Raw genomic sequence first — 20,376 nt, 5'->3', positions numbered from 1 at the left:
GATGACGTTCACGTCCTGCGTGTTCGACGACATGGCCCGGCCCGACTACTGCGACCTGCACGCGATCGCGCTGCCCGCGGGAGCCCCGGCCGACCCCGCGGTCTGGGCCCGGACGATGTTCTCCCCGCGGGCGGCCCCGCCCTGGGTGGCCGCGGCCCTCGCGGTCCGCCAGGCGCTGGCGCCGCTGGTGGGTGTGCCCCGCGCCGGGCACGAGGCGTTCGGCGTCGTGCGGGTCGCCGGCGACGAGGCGCTCGTCGCGGTCGACGACGTCCACCTGGACTTCCGCTGCGCGCTCGGCGTCGACGTCGAGGCCGGGCGGGTGCGGTGCACGACGGCGGTGCGCCTGAAGAACCGGCGCGGGCGGTTCTACTTCCGGCCCGTGGCCCTCGCGCACGGCCCCGTCGTGGAGTCGATGCTGCGCCGGACGGGGAAGGTCCTGGCCGGGCACGGCTGAAACCGCTCAGGCGGGGGCGTGGAACTTCTGCTGCGCCGCCTCGAGGCCCTCGACGACGAGCTTCTCGACCGCGTCCGCGGCGTCCATCACCAGGAACGGCAGGTCCTTCTTCTCCGTGCTGGAGAACTCCTTGAGCACGAAGTCGGCTGGGTCCTGCCGGCCCGGGGGCCGCCCGATGCCGACCCGGACGCGGGCGTAGTCCTTGTCGCCCAGCGACTTCGAGATCGAGCGCAGACCGTTGTGGCCGCCTTCGCCGCCGCCGCGCTTGAGCCGCACCGAGCCGAAGTCGACGTCCAGCTCGTCGTGCACGACGACGAGGTGCTCGACGTCGGCGTCGAAGTACTTCACCAGTCCCGCGACCTGGCCGCCGGAGAGGTTCATCCAGGACGTGGGGGCGGCCAGCACCACCCGCGGCCCGGGGGCACCGCCGGGCAGGACGCCGAGGCGGACCTCGGCGACCCTGGCCCCGGACCGGTGCCGCTTGAAGGAACCCCGCGTGCGCGACGCCAGCTCGTCCAGCACGACCTGCCCGACGTTGTGCCGGGTGCGTTCGTACTCGGCGCCGGGGTTGCCCAGGCCGACGACGAGCCAGACGTCGCTCACGCGGTCAGTCCTCCAGCGACCGGTCTCAGGCGTTCTCGCCCTCGACCTCGGTGTGCTCCTCCTTGACGATGCCGGCCTCGGCCTCGGCGGCCTCCAGCTCGGCCTCGGCCTGGGCCGCGGTGGCGGCGGCGGTCACGACGACCACGAGCTGCTCGGGGTCACCGGCCAGGGAGGAACCCTCGGGCAGGGTGACCTGCGAGGCGGCGACGTGCGAACCGGCCTCCAGGCCCTCGATCGAGACGGTGACGGCGTCGGGGATGTGGGTGGCCTCGGCCTCGACGGACAGGGTCGTCAGCTCCTGCTGCACGACGGTCTCCGGGCCGGCCTCGCCCTCCAGGTGCACCGGGACGTCGACGGTGACCTTCTCGCCGCGACGCACGACCAGCAGGTCGACGTGCTCGATGAAGCCCTTGATGGCGTCGCGCTGGACGTCCTTGGGGATGGTCAGGTGCGACTGGCCCTCGAGGTCGATGTTCAGCAGGGCGTTGGAGTTGCGCAGGGCCAGCAGCGTCTCGTGGCCGGGCAGCGTCACGTGCAGGGGCGCCTCGCCGTGGCCGTAGACGACGGCGGGGATCTGGGAGCTGCGGCGGATGGCGCGTGCGGCGCCCTTGCCGAAGCTGGTGCGCTTGGTGGCGGTGAGCTTGGTCTCAGCCATGGTGGTCTCCTGGTCTCGGGGTGTGACGACGTGCGAAGGCCCCGGGAGAGGAAGCGACCCATCCACCGCGTCGATCACGGCGACGCTCACGCGTCCGCCCTCGCCGAGGCAACCGGGGACGAGTCTACCCGCTCCTCCGGCGCGCCGAGCGCGCCGGAGGAGCGGGCGGACCTCAGCTGTGCCCGTCGAACAGGCTCGTCACCGACCCGTCGTCGAAGACCTCGCGGATCGCGCGGGCCAGCAGCGGCGCGATGGACAGCACCGTCAGCTGCGGGAACTGCTGCGACTGCGTGATCGGCAGCGTGTTCGTCACGACGAGCTCGGAGATCGGGGAGTTCTTCAGCCGGTCCACCGCCGGGCCCGACAGCACCGCGTGGGTGGCGGTCGCGATGACGTCGGCGGCGCCGTTGGCCTTGAGGGCCTCGGCGGCCTGCACGATCGTGCCGGCGGTGTCGATGAGGTCGTCGACGAGCACGCAGGTGCGGCCCTCGACGTCCCCGACGACCTCGTGCACCTTGACCTGGTTCGGCACGTTCGGGTCGCGGCGCTTGTGGATGATCGCCAGCGGCGCGCCGAGGCGGTCCGACCACAGGTCCGCCACCCGGACCCGGCCCGCGTCGGGGGACACGATGGTGATGTTGGAGCGGTCGACGCGCTTGCCGACGTGGTCGGCCAGGATCGGCAGCGCCCACAGGTGGTCGACGGGACCGTCGAAGAACCCCTGGATCTGCGCGGTGTGCAGGTCGACCGACATGAGGCGGTCGGCGCCGGCGGTCTTGAACATGTCCGCGATGAGGCGGGCCGAGATCGGCTCGCGGCCGCGTCCCTTCTTGTCCTGCCGGGCGTACCCGTAGAACGGCGCGACGACGGTGATGCGCTTGGCCGAGGCCCGCTTCAGCGCGTCGACCATGATCAGGTGTTCCATGATCCACTGGTTGACGTTCGCCGTGTGGCTCTGGATGACGAACGCGTCCGAACCGCGCACGCTCTCCTCGAAGCGGACGTAGATCTCCGAGTTCGCGAAGTCGTAGGCGCTGGTCGGGACGAGCTCGGCGCCCAGGGCGCGGGAGACCTCCTCCGCCAGCTCCGGGTGCGCGCGCCCGGAGATGAGCACCATCCGCTTCTCGCCCGTGGTGGTGATTCCGGTCATCAGTCGGTCTCCTGCCCTTCGGCCCTTGCCCCGTCGGAGCTGTTGTCCTGCGCCCGCTGCGCCGCCTCGGCCGCGGGGGTTCCTGCGCGCTTCTCCAGGGTCCAGCCCTCGAGGTTGCGCTGCGGGGCCACGTTGATCGCGAGCGCCCCGGCGGGGACGTCCTTGCGGATCACGGTGCCGGCCCCGGAGTAGGCGCCGTCGCCGACGGTCACCGGCGCGACGTACATGTTGTCCGACCCCATCCGCACGTGGCTGCCGACGGTGGTGCGCGCCTTGCGGACGCCGTCGTAGTTCACGAAGACCGACGCCGCCCCGATGTTGGAGTGCTCACCGATGGTGGCGTCCCCGACGTAGGACAGGTGCGGGACCTTCGAGCCCCGGCCGATGGTGGCGTTCTTCGTCTCCACGAACGTCCCGATCTTGCCGTCCTCGCCCAGGCGGGTGCCCGGGCGCAGGAAGGCGAAGGGACCGACCTGGGCCCCGGCGCCGACGACGGCGGAGGACCCGTGGGTGCGTTCGACGACCGCCCCGGCGCCGACCTCGACGTCGGTGAGGGTGCAGTCGGGACCGACGACGGCGCCGGTGGCCACGCGGGTGGTGCCGTGCAGCTGCACCCCGGGCCGGAGCGTGACGTCGGCGGCGAGCTCGACGTCGTCGTCGACCCACGTGGTCGCGGGGTCCACGACGGTGACGCCCGCCAGCATCCAGCGGCGCAGGGTGCGGCGGTTGGCCTCGGCGGCGAGGTCGGCGAGCTGGGCGCGGTCGTTGACGCCGCGGATCTCCCACTCGTCCTCCAGCGCCAGGCCCTCCACGCGGGCCCCGTCGGCGCGCAGGATCGCCAGGACGTCGGTGAGGTAGACCTCGCCGGCGGCGTTGTCCCGGCCGACGCGCTCCAGCGCCGGGCGCAGCGCGGCGACGTCGAAGGCGTAGATGCCAGAGTTCACCTCGCGCACGGCGCGCTGCTCGGCGGTGGCGTCCTTGTGCTCGACGACGCCGGCGACGCCGCGCTCGTCGCGCAGGACGCGGCCGTAGCCGGTGGGGTCGTCCAGCTCGGCCGTCAGGACGGTCGCGGCGTTGCCGCCGTCGGCGTGGGCCCGCGCCAGCTGCGTCAGGGTCGGGCCCGACAGCAGCGGGACGTCGCCGTAGGTGACCAGCACCGTGCCCGTCAGGTCCGCCGGCAGGGCCCCCAGACCGCACTGGACGGCGCGCCCGGTGCCCGGGACGTCGTCCTGCAGGGCGACCAGGACGGCGGGGTCCTGGGCCTGCACCGCCTCCCGCACCCGGTCGGCCTGGTGCCGCAGCACCACGACGAGGTGCTCGGGACCGGCGGCGCGCGCGGCGCGCAGCGCGTGCCCCACGAGGGGGCGTCCCCCGAGCGGGTGCAGCACCTTGGGGGTGGCGGACTTCATCCGGGTGCCCTCGCCCGCGGCCAGCACGACGACGGCGACGGGGGCGGCGGGTGCGGCGGCGGGTGCGGTGGCGGGTGCGGCGGTGGGCTGGGCGGTGGTCACGCGGGGCGCGCTCCTCGCGGCTCGTCCGGTCGGTCCGCCCGGGTGCGGGGTCGGACCGGCCGGTGGCGTCGACGGACACGCCGAGGATAACGGCCCCGGGGGGCCCGTCCGGACACCCGCTCGGGGTGAGCTCCCGGGAGAGGATTCGAACCCCTACTGGACGGGACCAAAACCCGCCGTGCTGCCGTTACACCACCCGGGACGGTCGATGCGCCCCCATCCTGCCAGGCTCGCCGCCGGGGCCCGGACGCCCGTCCGGCAGGATGACCCCGTGACCCCGCCCCGTCCCCGCGCCCGGATGACGGGTGGGGAGCGCCGTGAGCAGCTCATCGGGGTGGGCCGTTCGCTGTTCGCCGGCAAGGGCGTCGAGGGCACCACGGTGGAGGAGATCGCGGCCGCGGCCGGTGTCTCCAAACCGGTCGTCTACGAGCACTTCGGCGGCAAGGAGGGGCTGTACGCGGTCGTCGTGGACCGCGAGATCGCCGCGCTGCTGGGGGCCATCACGCGCTCGCTGTCGGGCCGCGGGGCCCCCCGCACGCTGCTGGAGCGGGCCACGATCGCCCTGCTGGACTACATCGAGGGGTCCACCGACGGGTTCCGCATCCTGGTGCGCGACTCCCCGGCCCACCAGGCGACGGGCACCTTCGCCAGCCTCATCTCCGACATCGCCCGGCAGGTCGAGCACCTGCTCGTCGACGCCTTCGCGGCCCGCGGCTACGCCCCCGAGCGCTCGGGCATGTACGCCCAGATGCTCGTGGGGATGGTCGCGATGACGGGCCAGTGGTGGCTGGACACGCGCGAGCCGGCGAAGGAGGAGGTCGCCGCGCACCTGGTGAACCTGGCCTGGAACGGGCTGAGCGCCCTGGAGCCCGAACCGCGCCTGTCGCCGCGGGCGCGGCTCGCCGACCCCGAGGACCGGGCGCTGTGACGACGGGGTCCCCGCACCCGGCACCGGGCGGAGCACCGGACGCGGCGCCGGGTGGGGCGGCGGGCGGCGACGAGGTCGACCTCATCGTCGCCGCGTGGCGGCGCGAGGCCCCGCAGCTGGACGTCGAGCCCCTGGAGGTGCTGTCCCGGGTGGCGCGCCTGGCCCGGCACCTGGACCGGTTGCGGCGCGACGCCTTCGCCGCGCACGAGCTGGAGACGTGGGAGTTCGACGTGCTGGCCGCGCTGCGCCGCGCGGGCTCCCCGCACGAGCTGTCGCCCGGTCAGCTGCTGGTGGAGACCCTCGTGGCGAGCGGGACGATGACCAACCGGGTGGACCGCCTCGCCGGCCGCGGCCTCGTGGAGCGCCGCCCGGACCCCGCCGACCGGCGCAGCGTGCGGGTGCGGCTCACCGCGGCCGGGTCGGCCGTCGTGGACGCCGCGCTGGCCGACCTCGTCGAGGCCGAGCACCGCATGCTCGACGTCCTGGGACGCGAAGAGCGCCGAGCCCTCGCCACGTTGCTGCGGCGGGTCTCGGCGCCCTTCGAGCGGTGAGCGGGGGTCAGTACGCCCCGCGACCGCGGAGCACGGCCCCGGCGGTCTTCCACAGGATCATGAAGTCGAACGTGAAGGACCAGTTCTCGACGTAGCGGACGTCGAGGCGCACCGACTCGTCCCAGTCGAGGTCGGAGCGGCCGTTGATCTGCCACAGCCCCGTCAGGCCCGGCTTGACCAGCAGGCGCCGACGCATGTCGTAGCCGTACTCGTCGACCTCCTTCTGCAGCGGCGGGCGGGGGCCGACCAGGGACATCTCGCCGCGGACGACGTTGATGAGCTGGGGCAGCTCGTCGATCGAGTAGCGGCGCAGGAAGCGGCCGATCCGGGTGATGCGCGGGTCGACCTTCATCTTGAACAGGACGCCGTTGCCGTCGGTGGACTCGCGCAGGTCGATGAGCAGCTTCTCGGCGTCGGTGACCATCGAGCGGAACTTCATCATCGGGAAGGACTTGCCGTCCTTGCCGACGCGCTGCTGCTGGAAGAAGACCGGGCCCCTGCTGTCGAGCTTGATGGCGAGGGCCAGGACGAGGAACAGCGGGCTGAGGACCACCAGGGCCAGGCCGGCGCTGACGCGGTCGACGGTCGTCTTGGCCAGGCGGCGGACTCCTTCGAGCTCGGGGCGCTCGACGTGCAGCAGCGGCAGCCCGCAGACGGGGCGGATCGCGACGCGGGGCCCGATGACCTCGGTCAGGGCCGGGGCGACGACGAGGTCGGCGCGGGTGGCCTCCAGCTCCCAGCCCAGGCGGCGCAGGCCCGGGCCGTCGAGCTCGGGGCAGGCCGTGACGGCGACGACGTCGGCGTCGACGGTGGTGACGGCGTGCCGGACGTCGTCGAGGCTGCCGATGACGGGGATGCCCAGCTCGCGCAGCTCGGCGTCGTCGGCGGCGCTGCCCGGGCCGCCGGGGACGCAGGCGCCGACGATGCGCATGCCGTGGTAGCTGGCGCGGTGCAGCTGCCGGGCCATGCCCGCCACGGCGGCGCGGTGGCCGACGGCGACGACGGTCTGGCCGGCCTCGCCGCGGGAGCGGCGGGCGTGCAGCTGCTGGCGCAGGGAGTAGCGGCCCACGAGGGTCAGCAGGATCGCGATGGGGAAGGCCACGACGACGTACCCGCGGGCGATCTCGAGCCCGAAGGCCCAGGAGCTGGTGCCGACGAGGGCCACGACGGCCAGGCCGGCGGTCAGGACGCGGTGGAACTCCTCGGAACCGACGCCGAGGAAGCGGGGCTCGTAGGTGCGCAGGGCGCCCATCGCGACGACCCACAGGACCGGCAGCAGGACCGCGCACGCGACGACGGCCCGGCCGGAGGTCGAGGCCAGGTCGGCGGGCGAGCCGTTGAAGCGGGCGAAGAAGCCGACGAACGCGGCGAGCGCGGCCGACAGGGCGTCGACGGCGACGATCTTCTGCACGTAGGTGCGCTGCCAGGCGGGTGCGCGCTCGGCCACGCCGAGGGCGGTGCGCTGGCGGGGCACGAGCAGGCGCTCGCGGCGCGCTGCGTCAGCGGCCTCGTCCGCCGGGGATGTGCCGAGGAGCTGGTCGTCGATCTCCCCCGGCGCCGTCCTGGCGCCGGGCACGTCGCTGATGCTCAAAGTCCCCCCTGGACCTGGTCCCTCGCCCGTGGTCACCACGGGCGGCACCGGGGCCGGACGCCCCCACGCAGTGACCACCGGTGCGTGGCAGACAGTAGTAGAGGGCCACCCGAACGACGCAAGTGGTGACAGCCGCGTGCGCGCCCGCCGAGCACGAATCGACCGGTTGGGCTCACCCGTTCGACGCAATGGTCACCCTTGGCGACGGAGAGTGATCAATGCGCGTGGGCGCCTACCCTGGTGCCGTGGCACACCTGCTCGGCGGCGAGGCTCTCCGCCTGGAACACCCGACCCGCGTCGTCTTCGAGTCCATCACCCTCGGCGTCGACGAGGGCGACCGCATCGGCGTCGTCGGGCGCAACGGCGACGGGAAGTCCTCCCTGCTGGGGTTGCTGTCGGGACGGACCGAACCCGACGCCGGGCGCGTGACCCGGCGCGGCGGCGTCCGCGTCGGCGTGCTGGACCAGACCGACGACCTCGACCCCGCCGCCACCGTCGGGCACAGCGTCGTCGGCGACGCCGACGAGCACGTGTGGGCCGGCGACCCCCGGGTCCGCGACGTCATCGCCGGCCTGGTGGCCGACGTCGGCTGGGACGCCCGCGTCGGCGAGCTGTCCGGCGGCCAGCGCCGCCGCGTCGCCCTGGCCCGGGTGCTCGTGGGCGACTGGGACGTGCTCGTCCTCGACGAGCCCACCAACCACCTCGACGTCGAGGGCATCGCCTGGCTCGCCGCGCACCTGAAGTCGCGCTGGCCCGCCGGCGGCGGCGCCCTGCTCGTGGTCACCCACGACCGCTGGTTCCTCGACGAGGTCTGCACCACCACCTGGGAGGTGCACGACCGCGTCGTGGAGCCCTTCGAGGGCGGGTACGCGGCGTACGTCCTGCAGCGCGTCGAGCGCGACCGGCAGGCCGCCTCCGTGGAGGCCAAGCGGCAGAACCTCATGAAGAAGGAGCTGGCCTGGCTGCGGCGCGGGGCCCCCGCCCGCACGTCCAAGCCGAAGTTCCGCATCGAGGCCGCCAACGTCCTCATCGCCGACGTCCCCCCGCCGCGCGACCGCGTCGAGCTGTCCCGCCTGGCCACCGCCCGCCTGGGCAAGGACGTCGTGGACCTGCTCGACGTGTCCGTCGACTACGGCGACAAGCACGTCCTGCGCGGCGTCGAGTGGCGCATCGCCCCCGGCGAGCGCACCGGGATCCTCGGCCCCAACGGGTCGGGCAAGTCCACGCTGCTGTCCCTGGTCGCCGGGACGCTCGAGCCGACGTCGGGCCGCGTGAAGACCGGCACGACCGTGCGGGTCGGGATCCTCGACCAGCAGTTCCGGGAGCTGGCCGACATCGCCGGCGACCGCGTCCGGGAGGTGCTGGCCCGCACGAGGACGACCTTCCAGGTCGACGGCAAGGAGATGACGCCCGCGCAGCTGCTGGAGCGGCTCGGCTTCGCCCGCGAGCACCTCTCGGCCCGCGTCGCGGACCTGTCCGGCGGGCAGGCGCGCCGGCTGCACCTGCTGCTGGTGCTGCTGTCCGAGCCGAACGTCCTCATCCTCGACGAGCCCACCAACGACCTCGACGTCGACATGCTCGCCGCCATGGAGGACGTCCTGGACACCTGGCCGGGCACGCTGATCGTCGTCTCCCACGACCGGTACTTCGTCGACCGCGTCACCGACCAGCAGTACGCCGTCCTGGACGGCACGCTGCGGCACCTGCCCGGCGGCTTCGAGGAGTACCTGCGGCTGCGCGACGCCTCCCGCGCCGGTGCCCCCTCCCCCGCACCCGCCGCCGCGTCGCAGGAGCAGGCGGGACCGGGGCTCAGCGGCGCCGAGCTGCGGGCGGCGCAGAAGGAGATGTCGGCGGCCGAGCGGCGCCTGGGCCGGCTGACGGGCGAGATCGACGCGCTGCACCGCCGGATGGCCGAGCACGACCCGAACGACTACGAGGGCACGATGAAGCTCGCGGACGACCTCAAGGCGCTGGAGGGCGAGGTCTCGGCGCTGGAGGAGCGCTGGCTGGAGCTGTCCGAGGTCGTCGCCTGAGACACCCGCGCAGCCCTCACCGGAGGGGAGGGTCTGGGGCATACTCCACGGGGTGAGCGCGCAGCAGCCCCCGTCGGAGGACCGGCTGAGGCAGCGGGACGCGGTGTGGCGGCGCTTCGTCACGGCCGGGCAGGAGCTCGCCGTGGCCGACGAGACCGCCCGCACCGCGCACGGGTCCCTGGCCGAGCAGGAGATCGCGGTCTGGGTGGAGGAGCAGCGCCAGCTGCACGAGCGTGCCGAGGGCTGGCTCGCGGGCCGCCGGCTGCGCCGGGACCAGCGGGCGCGGCTGCGGCGGCTGCACGCCGCCCGGGAGCGCGCCGAGCGCGAGCACGCCCTCGCCGAGGAGCGCCTGGCGCTGGCCGTGCGGCACCGCGACGAGGCCGAGAACGAGCTGCGCCTGCTCGACGCCCCCTGACGCGCCCTGACGCGCCGGCCCGCTCGCCCCCGGCCCGGCCTCGGACTCGGACTCAGACGAGGGGTTCGAGCACCCGCGCCCCGGGCACCGGGCCCGTGGCCGTCCGCACCCGGCCGGCACCCACCACGGGGGCCAGCTCACGGGCCAGCCGGCGCGCCGCGGGCACCGACCCCGCCAGCAGCGCCACCGTCGGGCCCGACCCCGACACCACCCCCGCCAGCGCGCCCGCCTCCCGGCCCGCGGCCAGGGTCGCGACCAGCTCGGGGGCCAGCGAGCAGGCCGCCTCGGCCAGGTCGTTGGACAGGGCCGCCCCCAGCTCCTCGGGGTCACCGCCGCGCAGCGCGAGCTCGACGGCCTCCAGCCGCCCGTCGCCGAGCGCGTCGGCCCGCCCGTCCAGCGCGCGCAGCCGGTCGCACTCGGCGAAGACCGCCGGGGTGGACAACCCCGCCGAGCCCAGCACGAACACCCACGCGAAGGACGCCGTCGTCAGGACCGGGACCAGCTGCTCGCCGCGGCCGGTGCCCACCGCCGTGCGCCCGTGCAGGCCGAAGGGGACGTCCGAGCCCAGCTCGGCCCCCAGCTCGGCCAGCCCGTCCAGCCCCGAGCGCAGCTGCCACAGCGCGTCGCAGGCGACGAGGGCCGCGGCCGCGTCGGCCGAGCCGCCCGCCATGCCCCCCGCCACCGGCACGCCCTTGCGCACGTGCACGTGCACCGGCTCGTCGACCCCGGCGCGTTCGGCCAGCAGCCGCGCCGCGCGCAGGGCGAGGTTGGAGGAGTCCAGCGGGACGCCCGAGACGTCGGTGCCGTCGGCCGGCTCCACCGAGACGCCCCACTCCCGCGCGGGGGTGACGGTGACCTCCTCGTGCAGCGACACGGCCTGGAAGACGGTCACGAGGTCGTGGTACCCGTCGGGGCGGACCGGGCCCACCTGCAGCAGCAGGTTGACCTTCGCGGGGGCCTGCGCGGTGACGGCGACCACCCTCAGGACTCCTTCGCCGCGGCCGCGACGCGGGCGAAGTCCTCGACCGTCAGCTGCTCCCCGCGCGCCGACGGTTCCACGCCCGCGGCCCGCAGGACCTCCTCGGCGCGCGCGGGCGAACCGGCCCACCCCGCCAGCGCCGCGCGCAGCGTCTTGCGCCGCTGGGCGAAGGCGGCGTCGACGACCGCGAAGACCTCCTCGCGCGTCGCGGACGTCTCCGGCGCCGGGCGGCGGGTGAAGGCCACGAGCCCGGAGTCGACCCGCGGGACCGGCCAGAAGACCGGCGGCGGCACCGACCCGGCCCGCCGCGCGTGGGCGTACCAGGCCGTCTTGACGCTGGGCACGCCGTAGGTGCGGCTGCCGGGGCCGGCCACGAGGCGGTCGGCGACCTCGGACTGCACCATGACGACCCCGCCGCGCAGGGAGCCGAACCGGGCGAACATGGTCAGCAGGACCGGGACGGCGACGTTGTAGGGCAGGTTCGCCACGAACGCCGTCGGCGCGGGGCCGGGCAGCTCGGTGACGTCGAGGGCGTCGGAGAGCACGACCTCGAAGGACGTGCCCGAGCGGGCCCGCGCGGCGACCGTCGTGGGCAGCTCGGCGGCCAGCACGGGGTCGATCTCCACGGCCACGACCCGGTCGGCGACCTCGAGCAGCGCCAGCGTCAGCGAGCCCAGCCCGGGGCCGACCTCCACGACGACGTCGTCGGCGGTGAGGTCGGCGACCCGGACGATGCGCCGCACGGTGTTGCCGTCGACGACGAAGTTCTGCCCGAGGGTCTTCGTCGGTCGCACGCCGAGGCGCTCGGCCAGGTCACGGACGTCCCGGGCCGACAGGAGGGAGCTCAGAGCTTCTTGCCGCACACGGGCCATTGTCCGGCACCGGCGCGCTGGTAGAGCAGCTTGGCGCGGTAGGTCTGCTCCCCGGCCGAGGCCTGGCTCGGCAGGCCGCTGCCGCCGACGGCCCGCCACGTCTGCACCGAGAACTGGTACAGGCCGTGGTACTTGCCGCTGGCGGACACGATGGAGGGGTTGCCACCGGACTCGCAGGCGGCCAGGGCCGACCAGTTCAGGCCGTCGGCGCCCCCGCCCACCGAGCCCCCGCCGCCGCCACCGCTCGCGACGGGCGCGGCGGGCGCGGCCGCCACGACGGGCTTCGGCTTGGCCTTGGTGCCGACCTGGACGACCTCCTCGACGGGCGCGACGTCGACGACCTCACCGGTGGCGGTGTGCTCGGCGCGGACGCCGTCGCGGAAGACGTCGGCGTAGGTGACGGTCTTGGACCCGTCGACGCCGGCGGTGACGACCTTCTTCTCGCCCTGGAACAGGGCGTCGGTCCGCTCGGTGCGCGAGCCGTGGGCCAGCGGCACCTGCTCGGTGCTGGTGGAGCGGTCGACGCGCACGACGGTCACGGTCGCGCCGGCGACGAGCCGGTCGGCGCCGGCGTGGGACAGCTCGTCGCCCTCGCGCACCGTGACGCCGTTCTCGGCGAGCAGGGCGTTCACGTCAGCGGCGGTGCTCGTGACCTGCCGGGTCTGGCCGTCGGCGACGAGGGTCACGGCCTTGGGGGTGGTGACGTCCAGGGCGAGGCCCTGGCGGCCCAGCGGCTCCGAGCGCGAGGCCGACAGCTTCGCGCCGTCGGCGCGCACGTCGAGGTCGGCCAGGGCCGCGTCGACGGTCTGGGCGGTGGTCCAGTAGGTCTTCGTCTCACCGTCGACGGTGAGGGTGAGCTGGCGGCCGTAGCGGACCACGATGGTCTGGCCGTCGGTGATCTCGGTGTCGGCGGCGGGGGCGACGATGTCGTGCTCCCCGACGCTGATGCCCTGGTTCTCCAGGACGTCGGCGACGGTGCCGCCGAAGGCGCTGGCCTGCGTCCGCTGCCCGTCGGCGTCGACGGTGACGTCCTTGTCGAGGGCCGTGAAGGCGACGGTCCCGCCGACGACGGCGGCCAGGCAGGTGCCCCCGGCGACGAGGCGGACGGTCTTGGAGGTGCGGCGGACGGCGTGGGCGAGCGGGAACGGCACGAGGGATCCTTCGACGATGTGCCCGGGCACGAGTCCGGACACGGGCCCCACCGTGGAGGGACCCCCGTCCCCAGGTGACGCCGTTCGGTCCGGCCACCTCGATCCGGCCGACAGGAGCGGACCGTAACCGCTCCGAGACCTCTTCGACAAGTTGCCGTGATCGCTTGAAGCGGGTACGGGCCGGTGCGGGCGGCTCACCAGGGCCCGTACACGGCCTCCGTCGTGGCGGTGAGGGTGGCGCACAGCTCGTCCAGGTCGGCGCCCAGCGTGGCCGCCATGGACCGCACCGTCAGCGGCACCAGGTACCCGGCGTTGGGCCGGCCCCGGTGCGGCGTCGGCGTCAGGTACGGCGCGTCGGTCTCCACCATGACCCGGTCCCGCGGGACGGCCCGCAGCGCCTCGCGCAGCGGTTCGGCGTTCTTGAACGTCACCGTCCCGGCGAAGGACAGGTAGTAGCCCGCGTCGGCGCACTCGCGGGCCATGGCCGCGTCGCCGGAGAAGCAGTGGAAGACCGTCCGCTCCGGCGCCCCGACCTCGCGCAGGACCGCCAGGACGTCCTCGTGGGCGTCCCGGTCGTGGATCTGCAGGGCCAGCCCGAGGTCCTTGGCCAGCTGCACGTGGGCGCGGAACGCCTCCTGCTGCACCCCGACCCCGTCGGGGCCGGTGCGGAAGTAGTCCAGGCCCGTCTCCCCGACGACCCGCACGCGCGGGTGCCGGGCCAGCTCGGCGATCTCGGCGAACGCGGCCTCGTACTCCCCCGCCGCCACGAGGTCGGGGACCTCGTTGGGGTGCAGCGCGACCCCGCCCAGCAGCTGCGGGTAGCGGTCCAAGGCACCGACCGTCCAGCGCGCGGCCGCCAGGTCGCAGCCGATCTGGACGCTGCGCGGCACCCCGGCCGCCGTGGCCGCGGCCAGCAGCGCCTCCACGTCCCCGGGGGTCTCGGAGTCCAGGTGCGTGTGGTTGTCGACGACCGGCACGGCCAGCGGCTCGGGGGCCGGGGGCCGGGCGGAGCGGTCCGGGCTCACGACTGCAGCCGGCCCAGTTCCTCCTCGACGACGGCGGCGACGTCGAGCTTGGTGAAGATCGGCGTCGGCGCGGCCACCGGCGTGCCCGGCACGACCGGCTGCGACCCCCACGCGGGCAGCGACTCCCCGCGCCGGTAGTCGCCCGTGAGGACCGGGTAGGGGCGGCCGTCGTCGAGGTCGGTGACCTCGCGCAGCTCCGGCAGCGGCGAGACCGTGCCCGTCCCCCCGAACGCCTCGTGCACCTTCTGCGCCGAGTGCGGCAGGTACGGCGACAGCAGCGTGCGGCAGTCCGAGACGGCCTGGGCGGTGACGTGCAGGACGGTCCGCATCCGCTCGGGGTCGGAGTTCTTCAGCTTCCAGGGCTCCTGCTCGGTGAGGTACTTGTTCACCTCGCCGACCACGCGCATGGCCTCCCCCAGCCCCGCCCGCTGGCGGTGGTGCTCGATGAGGTCGCCCACCGCGCCGAACCCGGCGCGGGTGGTGCCCAGCAGGGTGCGGTCGGCGTCGGTCAGCTCACCCGCGGCCGGGATCTGCCCGACGTTCTTGGCGATGAGCGAGGCCGTCCGGTTGACGAGGTTGCCCCAGCCGGCGACGAGCTCGGAGGTGGCGCGGGTGGCGAACTCCTGCCAGGTGAAGTCGGAGTCGTTGTTCTCCGGCCCGGCCGCGGAGATGAAGTACCGCAGCGCGTCCGGCTGGTAGCGGGCCAGGACGTCGCGCACGTAGATGACGACGCCGCGGCTGGAGGAGAACTGCCTGCCCTCCATGGTGAGGAACTCGCTGGCGACGACCTCGGTGGGCAGGTTGAGGTTCCCGAACACCCCCGGCTCCCCGCCGCGCGCGCCGCGGCCGTCGTAGGCCAGCAGCTCGGCCGGCCAGATCTGCGAGTGGAAGGTGATGTTGTCCTTGCCCATGAAGTAGTACGACTCCGCGGACGGGTCGGTCCACCAGGAGCGCCAGGCGTCGTCGTCGCCGGAGCGGCGGGCCCACTCCACCGAGGCCGACAGGTACCCGATGACGGCGTCGAACCAGACGTACAGCCGCTTGGCGGGGTTGTCCTCCCAGCCGGGCAGCGGCACGGGGATGCCCCAGTCGATGTCGCGGGTCATGGCCCGCGGCTTGAGGTCCTCCAGCAGGTTCTGCGAGAAGTTCAGGACGTTGGGCCGCCAGCGGCCCGTCGCCGCGCGCGTCTGCAGCCACGACCCCAGCGCCTCCGAGAGGGCGGGCAGGTCGAGGTAGAAGTGCTCGGTCTCCACGAAGACGGGCGTCTCGCCGTTGATGCGGCTGCGCGGGTTCTTCAGCTCGATGGCGTCGAGCTGGTTGCCGCAGTTGTCGCACTGGTCCCCGCGGGCGCCGTCGTAGCCGCAGATGGGGCAGGTGCCCTCGACGTAGCGGTCGGGCAGGGTGCGCCCGGTGGACGGCGAGATCGCGCCCATGCCCTTCTTGGCCACCATGTAGCCGTTGCGGTGCACGGTGCGGAACATCTCCTGCACCACGGCGTAGTGGTTGGCGGTGGTGGTGCGGGTGAACAGGTCGTAGGACAGGCCCAGGGCCTGCAGGTCCTCGGCGATGACGCGGTTGTACCGGTCGGCCAGGCCCTGCGGGCTCAGGCCCTCCTGCTCGGCCTGGACGAGGATCGGGGTGCCGTGCTCGTCGGTGCCGGAGACCATGAGGACGTCGTGACCCGCCATCCGCATGTACCGGCTGAACACGTCGGAGGGGACGCCGAAGCCGGCGACGTGGCCGATGTGGCGCGGGCCGTTGGCGTAGGGCCAGGCCACCGCGGAGAGGACGTGGGTCATGCCGCGGAGTCTATTGGGCCGCCCCGGCCCGGGTCGCCCGGCGGCCGGGCAGGGCGAACAGGAACCCGGCCCCGACCCGCCGGCACAGCGTCTGGAACGCCAGGCACAGCCAGGTGAACGCCGCCGTCAGCGCGAGCGGGTAGAGCAGCACCACGCCCCACAGGACGGCGCGGGGCAGCCGCGCGAACACCGGCTCGGTGACGTCGGCCAGCGGGCGCTGCAGCACCACCAGCAGGACCCCGTGGACGGCGTAGACGGGCAGCGTGCGCCGGCCCAGCCGCAGCAGCGGGGCGGTCAGCCGCGGCAGGCGCGCGGTGGCCACGACCGCCAGCAGGACACCCACGACGACGGCCGCGGCGCGCGTCGGGACCTCCAGCACGGCGTCGGCGGCCAGCGGCAGCGGGACCACCCGCACGGCGCCCAGCACGAGCGCCAGCAGCGCGCCGAGGACGACGAGCAGGACCGGGCGCGGCCGGGACGACAGCGCCCGCAGCGCCGCCGGGAAGCGGGCGCCGGCCAGGAACCAGACGAGGTTCTCCACCACCGAGTGCGTGTCGCCGGAACCGGGCAGCAGCCCGGCGAAGGAGACGACGGCGAGCACCGCGGCCAGGGCCACCGGCACGGCCGCCGGCCACGCGCGCGTCAGGCGGGCCAGGACGAAGTAGAGGGCGAGGGCGTACAGGTACCACAGCCCGTAGGAGGCCGTCAGCAGCGCCTCGGGCAGCTCGGCGGCCCGCGGCGGGGCCATGTAGGTCTCCACGCCGACGGCCGCCGAGACCCCGGCGGCGAGCAGGATCCACAGCGCGTGCAGGTAGAGGTTCTGCCCCACCCGGGCCCGCAGCGTCGCCGCCCACGGCCGGCGCAGCGCCGAGGCGGCGAAGAAGCCCGAGACCGCGAAGAACAGCGGCATCCGCACCGGGCGCAGCAGGACGTCCACCCAGTTCCACACCGGCGGCGAGCCGGCCCGGACGAACCAGCGCGGCTCCGCCACGTCCAGCAGCAGGTAGGACACGTGCCCCACGACGACGAGCAGGATGCAGACCGCCTTCGCGGCGTCCGGCCACGACAGCCGGGCGCGCACCACGGAGGGCCCCCGCCCCTCGACCGGCGCCTGGACCCGTTCCGCCACAGCGTCGTCCGCCACAGCCGTTCCCCCCTCCGGACCGGATGACCGCGCACACGCTAGCGGCAGGGCCTCCCGCCGCGGGACAGCCGGCGGGGGACCCGCCGGGACGGGTCCAGGGGCTACGGTCGGGGCGTGGACTCGCGCCTCGAGAACGTCGTCGTCGACGCCGCGGACCCGCTGCGGCTGGCCCACTGGTGGCGGCAGGCCCTGGAGTGGCGCCTGGGGTACCAGGACGACCACGAGGTCGACGTCGTGCCGCCCGAGGGCGAGCCGGGCCTGGACCTGGTGTTCGTGCCGGTGGCCGACCCCAAGACGGGCCCCAACCGCGTCCACCTGGACCTGGACTCCTCCTCCCCCGCCGAGCAGCGCGAGACGGTCGCGTACCTGCTGGACCTGGGGGCCCGCCGGGTCGACGTCGGGCAGGGCGACGCGCCGTGGGTCGTGCTGGCCGACCCCGAGGGCAACGAGTTCTGCGTGCTGGACCCGCGGCCGGAGTACGACGGCACCGGCCGGCTGGCGGCCGTGGTCCAGCTGGCCCGCGACCCCGGCGCGCTGGCCGCCTTCTACGCGCCGCTGGTGGGCATGTCCCCGGCCCGCAGCTCGGCGCGGGTGGCGGCGCTGCGCGGGGACGGCGGCCCGTTCCTGGAGTTCGTGGCCTCCCCCACCCCGCACACGGTGAAGAACCGGGTGCACCTGGACGTGCGCCCGACGCGCTCGGGCGCCGGGCGGCGGCAGGTCCTGGCCCGGGCGGTCGAGGCCGGCGCGCGGTACGCCCCGCCCGTCCCGGGCGCGAGCTGGTCGACGCTGCTGGACCCCGAGGGCAACGAGTTCTGCGTGCTGGCCGAGCCGCGCTAGGGCGGCGGGCCCCTCAGCCCGCGGTGCTCTCGCGGACGACGAGGTCGCCGGAGACGGTCAGCAGCCGCGGCGGCCCGTGGTGGCCGGCGAGCCGGTCGGCCAGCAGCCCCAGCGCGAGGTCGGCCATCCGGGCCCGGTCCAGCGCGACCGAGGTGAGCGTGGGCGCCGCGAAGCGGGCCTCGTCGACGTCGTCCACCCCGAGGACGGCGACGTCCTGGGGCACCCGCAACCCCAGCCGCCGCAGCGCGTGCAGCGCGCCGAAGGCCACGAGGTCGTTGGCGGCGAAGATGGCGTCGACGTCGGGGCGGGCCGCCACGAGCGCCATCGTCCCGTCGAAGCCGTGCGCGCGGGTCCACTCCGGCAGGGGGCGCAGCAGCGTCGGGTCGAACCTCACCTTCGCGCGGCGCAGCGCCCGGCGGTAGCCCTCGACCCGCTGGGCGACCACCGGCGGGCGGGTGCTGGCCTCGGCCTTGTCGCCCAGGAAGGCCACCACCGAGCGCCCCAGCCCCAGCAGGTGCTGGACGGCGGTGTCGCCGAGGTCGACGGAGTCGATGGTGACGCGGTCGAAGCCGGAGCCCTCGCCGTACTCGCCGATGAGGACGGCCGGGGTGCTGTCGCGGCGCTGCTGCAGCTCCTCCACGGGCAGGCTCTGGGGGGCGAAGACGAGGCCGTCGACGAGGCGGACGGGGAAACCCGTGGCGACCTCGCGCTCGCGGTCGGGGTCGCCGTCGGTCTGCTCGACCAGCACCGTGAGGCCGCGCTCGCGGGCGGCGTCGACCAGCACCGCGGCGAGCTCGCCGTAGTAGGGGCTGGTGAGGTCGGGCAGGGCCAGGGCGACCAGGCCGGTCCGCCCCTGGCGCAGCTGGCGGCCGATCCCGTTGGGGCGGTAGTCGAGCTCGGCGATGAAGGCCTTGACCTTGGCGCGCATCTCGGGGCGCACGTGGGGGTGGTCGTTGACCACGTTGGAGACCGTCTTGATGGAGACCCCCGCGGCCTCGGCCACGTCCCGCAGGGTCGTGGGTCGCCGGCCGGGCGTCGACAGCGGGGGTGGGGGCACCGCCGCATTGTGCCACCGGGTGTCTTGACGACGACGCGGCTTTCGCGTTGACTGCCTTCCAACGTTGCAAGACCTCACACCGACGTGACGCCCCCCAGGAGAGCCACCGTGCGCACCGCCCGCCTCGCCCTCGACCCCGCCTTCACCGTGGGTCCGGTCCCCCGCCGGCTGTTCGGCTCGTTCGTCGAGCACATGGGCCGCTGCGTCTACACCGGGATCTTCGAGCCCGACCACCCCAGCGCCGACGAGGACGGTCTGCGGACCGACGTCCTCGAACTCACCCGCGAACTCGGCCCCACCGTCGTGCGCTACCCCGGCGGGAACTTCGTCTCCGGTTTCGAGTGGGAGGACTCCGTCGGTCCGCGCGAGGACCGCCCCCGCCGCATCGACCGCGCGTGGCGCTCGGTGGAGACCAACCAGTTCGGCCTCGCCGAGTTCGACACCTGGGCCCGCAAGGTCGGCACCGAGACGATGATGGCCGTGAACCTCGGCACCCGCGGCCTGCAGGAGGCCTGCGACCTGCTGGAGTACGCCAACCTCGACTCGGGCACGAAGTTCGCCGACCTGCGCAAGGCGCACGGTTCCAAGGACCCGTTCGACATCCGGCTGTGGTGCCTGGGGAACGAGCTCGACGGTCCCTGGCAGACCGGGCACAAGACCGCCGCCGAGTACGGCCGCCTGGCCGCCGAGACGGGCATGGCCATGCGCTCGATCGACCCCGACATCGAACTCGTCGCCGTCGGTTCCTCCAGCCGGGCCATGCCGACGTTCGGGGAGTGGGAGCAGACCGTCCTGGAACTGTCGTACCACGCGGTCGACTACGTCTCGCTGCACGCCTACTACCAGGAGCACGACGGCGACGCCGCGAGCTTCCTCGCCTCCGCCGTCGACATGGACCTGTTCATCGACCAGGTCGTCGCGACCGCCGACGCCGTGCGCGCCAAGGGCAAGCACACCAAGAAGATCAACCTCAGCTTCGACGAGTGGAACGTCTGGTACCAGACCAGGCCGCACCACGCCCCCGGTGTCCAGCCGTGGGACGTTGCGCCGCGCGTCATCGAGGACGAGTACTCCGTCACCGACGCCGTCGTCGTCGGCACCCTGCTGAACTCGCTGCTGCGCCACGCCGACCGCGTGCACATCGGCGCCCAGGCCCAGCTCGTGAACGTCATCGGCCTGCTGCGCAGCGAACCCGGCGGGGAGGCGTGGAAGCAGACCATCGCCCACCCCTTCGAGCAGGTCCGCCGCCTGGCCACCGGGAACGTGCTCCAGGTCGTCACCACGTCGGACAAGTACGAGACCGCGAGGTTCGACGCCGTCGACGTCGTGGACGCCTCGGCGACCTACGACGACGAGACCCTGACGGTGTTCCTGGCCAACCGCGACCAGGAGGACTCCGCCTCCGTCGAGGTCCCGCTGCGCGGTTTCGGCGTCGACCGGGTCTCGAACGCCAAGTACCTCGCCGCCGCCGAGGGCCAGGACCGGCACACCACGAACCTCGAGGGCGACCACTCCGCCGTCGGGCTGCGCCCCCTCCAGGACGTCACCGTCACCGAGGGCCTGGCCACCGTCGTGCTGCCGCCGCTGAGCTGGGCCGTCGTCCAGTTCCGCAAGGGCTGAG

The 20,376-nt window shown here is 74.4% G+C and carries 19 protein-coding genes and 1 tRNA gene; 7 read left to right on the top strand and 13 right to left on the bottom strand.

Going from position 1 to position 20,376, the window contains the following annotated elements; genetic code table 11:
- Position 1 precedes the first annotated feature (1 nt).
- Entirely contained in the window at positions 2–454 is a 453-nt protein-coding gene (locus BJ968_RS17325) for a DUF2867 domain-containing protein (RefSeq protein WP_179753948.1), read from the top strand.
- 6 nt (positions 455–460) lie between these two features.
- On the opposite strand, the gene pth is transcribed toward BJ968_RS17325, so the two are convergent.
- From pth to BJ968_RS17300, 5 genes are all read right to left on the bottom strand, one after another.
- Positions 461–1,057, bottom strand: coding sequence for an aminoacyl-tRNA hydrolase (gene pth / locus BJ968_RS17320; RefSeq protein ID WP_179753946.1), 597 nt, complete (start codon positions 1,055–1,057; stop codon positions 461–463).
- Positions 1,058–1,082: 25 nt separating this feature from the next.
- Positions 1,083–1,712: a 50S ribosomal protein L25/general stress protein Ctc gene (locus BJ968_RS17315; protein WP_179753944.1), complete on the bottom strand. Its 630-nt coding sequence runs from the start codon at positions 1,710–1,712 to the stop codon at positions 1,083–1,085.
- Positions 1,713–1,884: 172 nt separating this feature from the next.
- Positions 1,885–2,862, bottom strand: a complete 978-nt coding sequence (locus BJ968_RS17310) for a ribose-phosphate diphosphokinase (RefSeq protein WP_179753942.1) — start codon at positions 2,860–2,862, stop codon at positions 1,885–1,887.
- Positions 2,862–4,373 (bottom strand): bifunctional UDP-N-acetylglucosamine diphosphorylase/glucosamine-1-phosphate N-acetyltransferase GlmU, encoded by a 1,512-nt coding sequence (gene glmU / locus BJ968_RS17305; RefSeq protein WP_343078092.1) that lies wholly within the window; start codon positions 4,371–4,373, stop codon positions 2,862–2,864. The genes BJ968_RS17310 and glmU overlap by 1 nt, the downstream gene beginning before the upstream one ends.
- 130 nt (positions 4,374–4,503) lie before the next feature.
- Positions 4,504–4,575, bottom strand: a tRNA-Gln gene (locus BJ968_RS17300).
- A gap of 96 nt (positions 4,576–4,671) precedes the next feature.
- Here BJ968_RS17300 and BJ968_RS17295 point away from each other — a divergent pair.
- Together BJ968_RS17295 and BJ968_RS17290 are read left to right on the top strand one after the other, a co-directional pair.
- A complete protein-coding gene (locus BJ968_RS17295; protein ID WP_179756908.1) occupies positions 4,672–5,301 on the top strand; it encodes a TetR/AcrR family transcriptional regulator in 630 nt (209 codons plus the stop codon).
- Between the two features lie 83 nt (positions 5,302–5,384).
- Positions 5,385–5,852 carry a MarR family transcriptional regulator gene (locus BJ968_RS17290; RefSeq protein ID WP_179756906.1) on the top strand — a complete coding sequence of 156 codons (468 nt, stop codon included), beginning with the start codon at positions 5,385–5,387 and terminating at the stop codon, positions 5,850–5,852.
- A gap of 7 nt (positions 5,853–5,859) precedes the next feature.
- Here BJ968_RS17290 and BJ968_RS17285 read toward each other — a convergent pair whose 3' ends face one another.
- A complete protein-coding gene (locus BJ968_RS17285; RefSeq protein ID WP_425491584.1) occupies positions 5,860–7,326 on the bottom strand; it encodes a sugar transferase in 1,467 nt (488 codons plus the stop codon).
- Positions 7,327–7,661: 335 nt separating this feature from the next.
- Here BJ968_RS17285 and BJ968_RS17280 point away from each other — a divergent pair, with 335 nt between their 5' ends.
- Together BJ968_RS17280 and BJ968_RS17275 are read left to right on the top strand one after the other, a co-directional pair.
- Positions 7,662–9,476 (top strand): ABC-F family ATP-binding cassette domain-containing protein, encoded by a 1,815-nt coding sequence (locus BJ968_RS17280; RefSeq protein ID WP_179753940.1) that lies wholly within the window; start codon positions 7,662–7,664, stop codon positions 9,474–9,476.
- Positions 9,477–9,528: 52 nt separating this feature from the next.
- Positions 9,529–9,891, top strand: coding sequence for a hypothetical protein (locus BJ968_RS17275; protein ID WP_179753938.1), 363 nt, complete (start codon positions 9,529–9,531; stop codon positions 9,889–9,891).
- Between the two features lie 52 nt (positions 9,892–9,943).
- Here the strand turns inward: BJ968_RS17275 and BJ968_RS17270 are convergent, their stop codons facing one another.
- The 6 genes from BJ968_RS17270 to BJ968_RS17245 form a co-directional block, all read right to left on the bottom strand.
- On the bottom strand, positions 9,944–10,870 hold the full coding sequence (locus BJ968_RS17270) for a 4-(cytidine 5'-diphospho)-2-C-methyl-D-erythritol kinase (RefSeq protein ID WP_179753936.1): 927 nt from the start codon (positions 10,868–10,870) through the stop codon (positions 9,944–9,946).
- 2 nt (positions 10,871–10,872) lie between these two features.
- The gene (rsmA, locus tag BJ968_RS17265; RefSeq protein WP_179753934.1) at positions 10,873–11,742 is read right to left on the bottom strand and encodes a 16S rRNA (adenine(1518)-N(6)/adenine(1519)-N(6))-dimethyltransferase RsmA; all 870 of its coding nucleotides are present in this window, start codon (positions 11,740–11,742) and stop codon (positions 10,873–10,875) included.
- Complete coding sequence (locus BJ968_RS17260; RefSeq protein ID WP_179753932.1) at positions 11,715–12,935, bottom strand: ubiquitin-like domain-containing protein; 1,221 nt, start codon at positions 12,933–12,935, stop codon at positions 11,715–11,717. Before BJ968_RS17260 ends, rsmA begins: the two co-directional genes overlap by 28 nt.
- Positions 12,936–13,087: 152 nt before the next feature.
- Entirely contained in the window at positions 13,088–13,918 is an 831-nt protein-coding gene (locus BJ968_RS17255; protein WP_179753930.1) for a TatD family hydrolase, read from the bottom strand.
- Positions 13,915–15,717: a methionine--tRNA ligase gene (metG, locus tag BJ968_RS17250; protein ID WP_179753928.1), complete on the bottom strand. Its 1,803-nt coding sequence runs from the start codon at positions 15,715–15,717 to the stop codon at positions 13,915–13,917. The genes BJ968_RS17255 and metG overlap by 4 nt, the downstream gene beginning before the upstream one ends.
- A gap of 10 nt (positions 15,718–15,727) precedes the next feature.
- The gene (locus tag BJ968_RS17245) at positions 15,728–16,861 is read right to left on the bottom strand and encodes an acyltransferase family protein (RefSeq protein ID WP_179753926.1); all 1,134 of its coding nucleotides are present in this window, start codon (positions 16,859–16,861) and stop codon (positions 15,728–15,730) included.
- Between the two features lie 114 nt (positions 16,862–16,975).
- Here BJ968_RS17245 and BJ968_RS26860 point away from each other — a divergent pair, with 114 nt between their 5' ends.
- On the top strand, positions 16,976–17,698 hold the full coding sequence (locus BJ968_RS26860; RefSeq protein ID WP_179753924.1) for a VOC family protein: 723 nt from the start codon (positions 16,976–16,978) through the stop codon (positions 17,696–17,698).
- Between the two features lie 13 nt (positions 17,699–17,711).
- On the opposite strand, the gene BJ968_RS17235 is transcribed toward BJ968_RS26860, so the two are convergent.
- A complete protein-coding gene (locus BJ968_RS17235; RefSeq protein WP_179753922.1) occupies positions 17,712–18,755 on the bottom strand; it encodes a substrate-binding domain-containing protein in 1,044 nt (347 codons plus the stop codon).
- 108 nt (positions 18,756–18,863) lie between these two features.
- Between BJ968_RS17235 and arfA the strand changes: the two genes are divergently transcribed.
- Complete coding sequence (gene arfA, locus BJ968_RS17230; RefSeq protein ID WP_179753920.1) at positions 18,864–20,375, top strand: arabinosylfuranosidase ArfA; 1,512 nt, start codon at positions 18,864–18,866, stop codon at positions 20,373–20,375.
- The last annotated feature ends 1 nt before the right edge of the window (position 20,376 follow it).

Origin of the sequence: Kineococcus aurantiacus (assembly GCF_013409345.1) — a bacterium.
Classification (GTDB): Bacteria; Actinomycetota; Actinomycetes; order Actinomycetales; family Kineococcaceae; genus Kineococcus; species Kineococcus aurantiacus.
The sequence above is the reverse complement of the archived record's forward strand: the minus strand, read 5'-3'. Positions and strand labels throughout refer to the sequence as shown.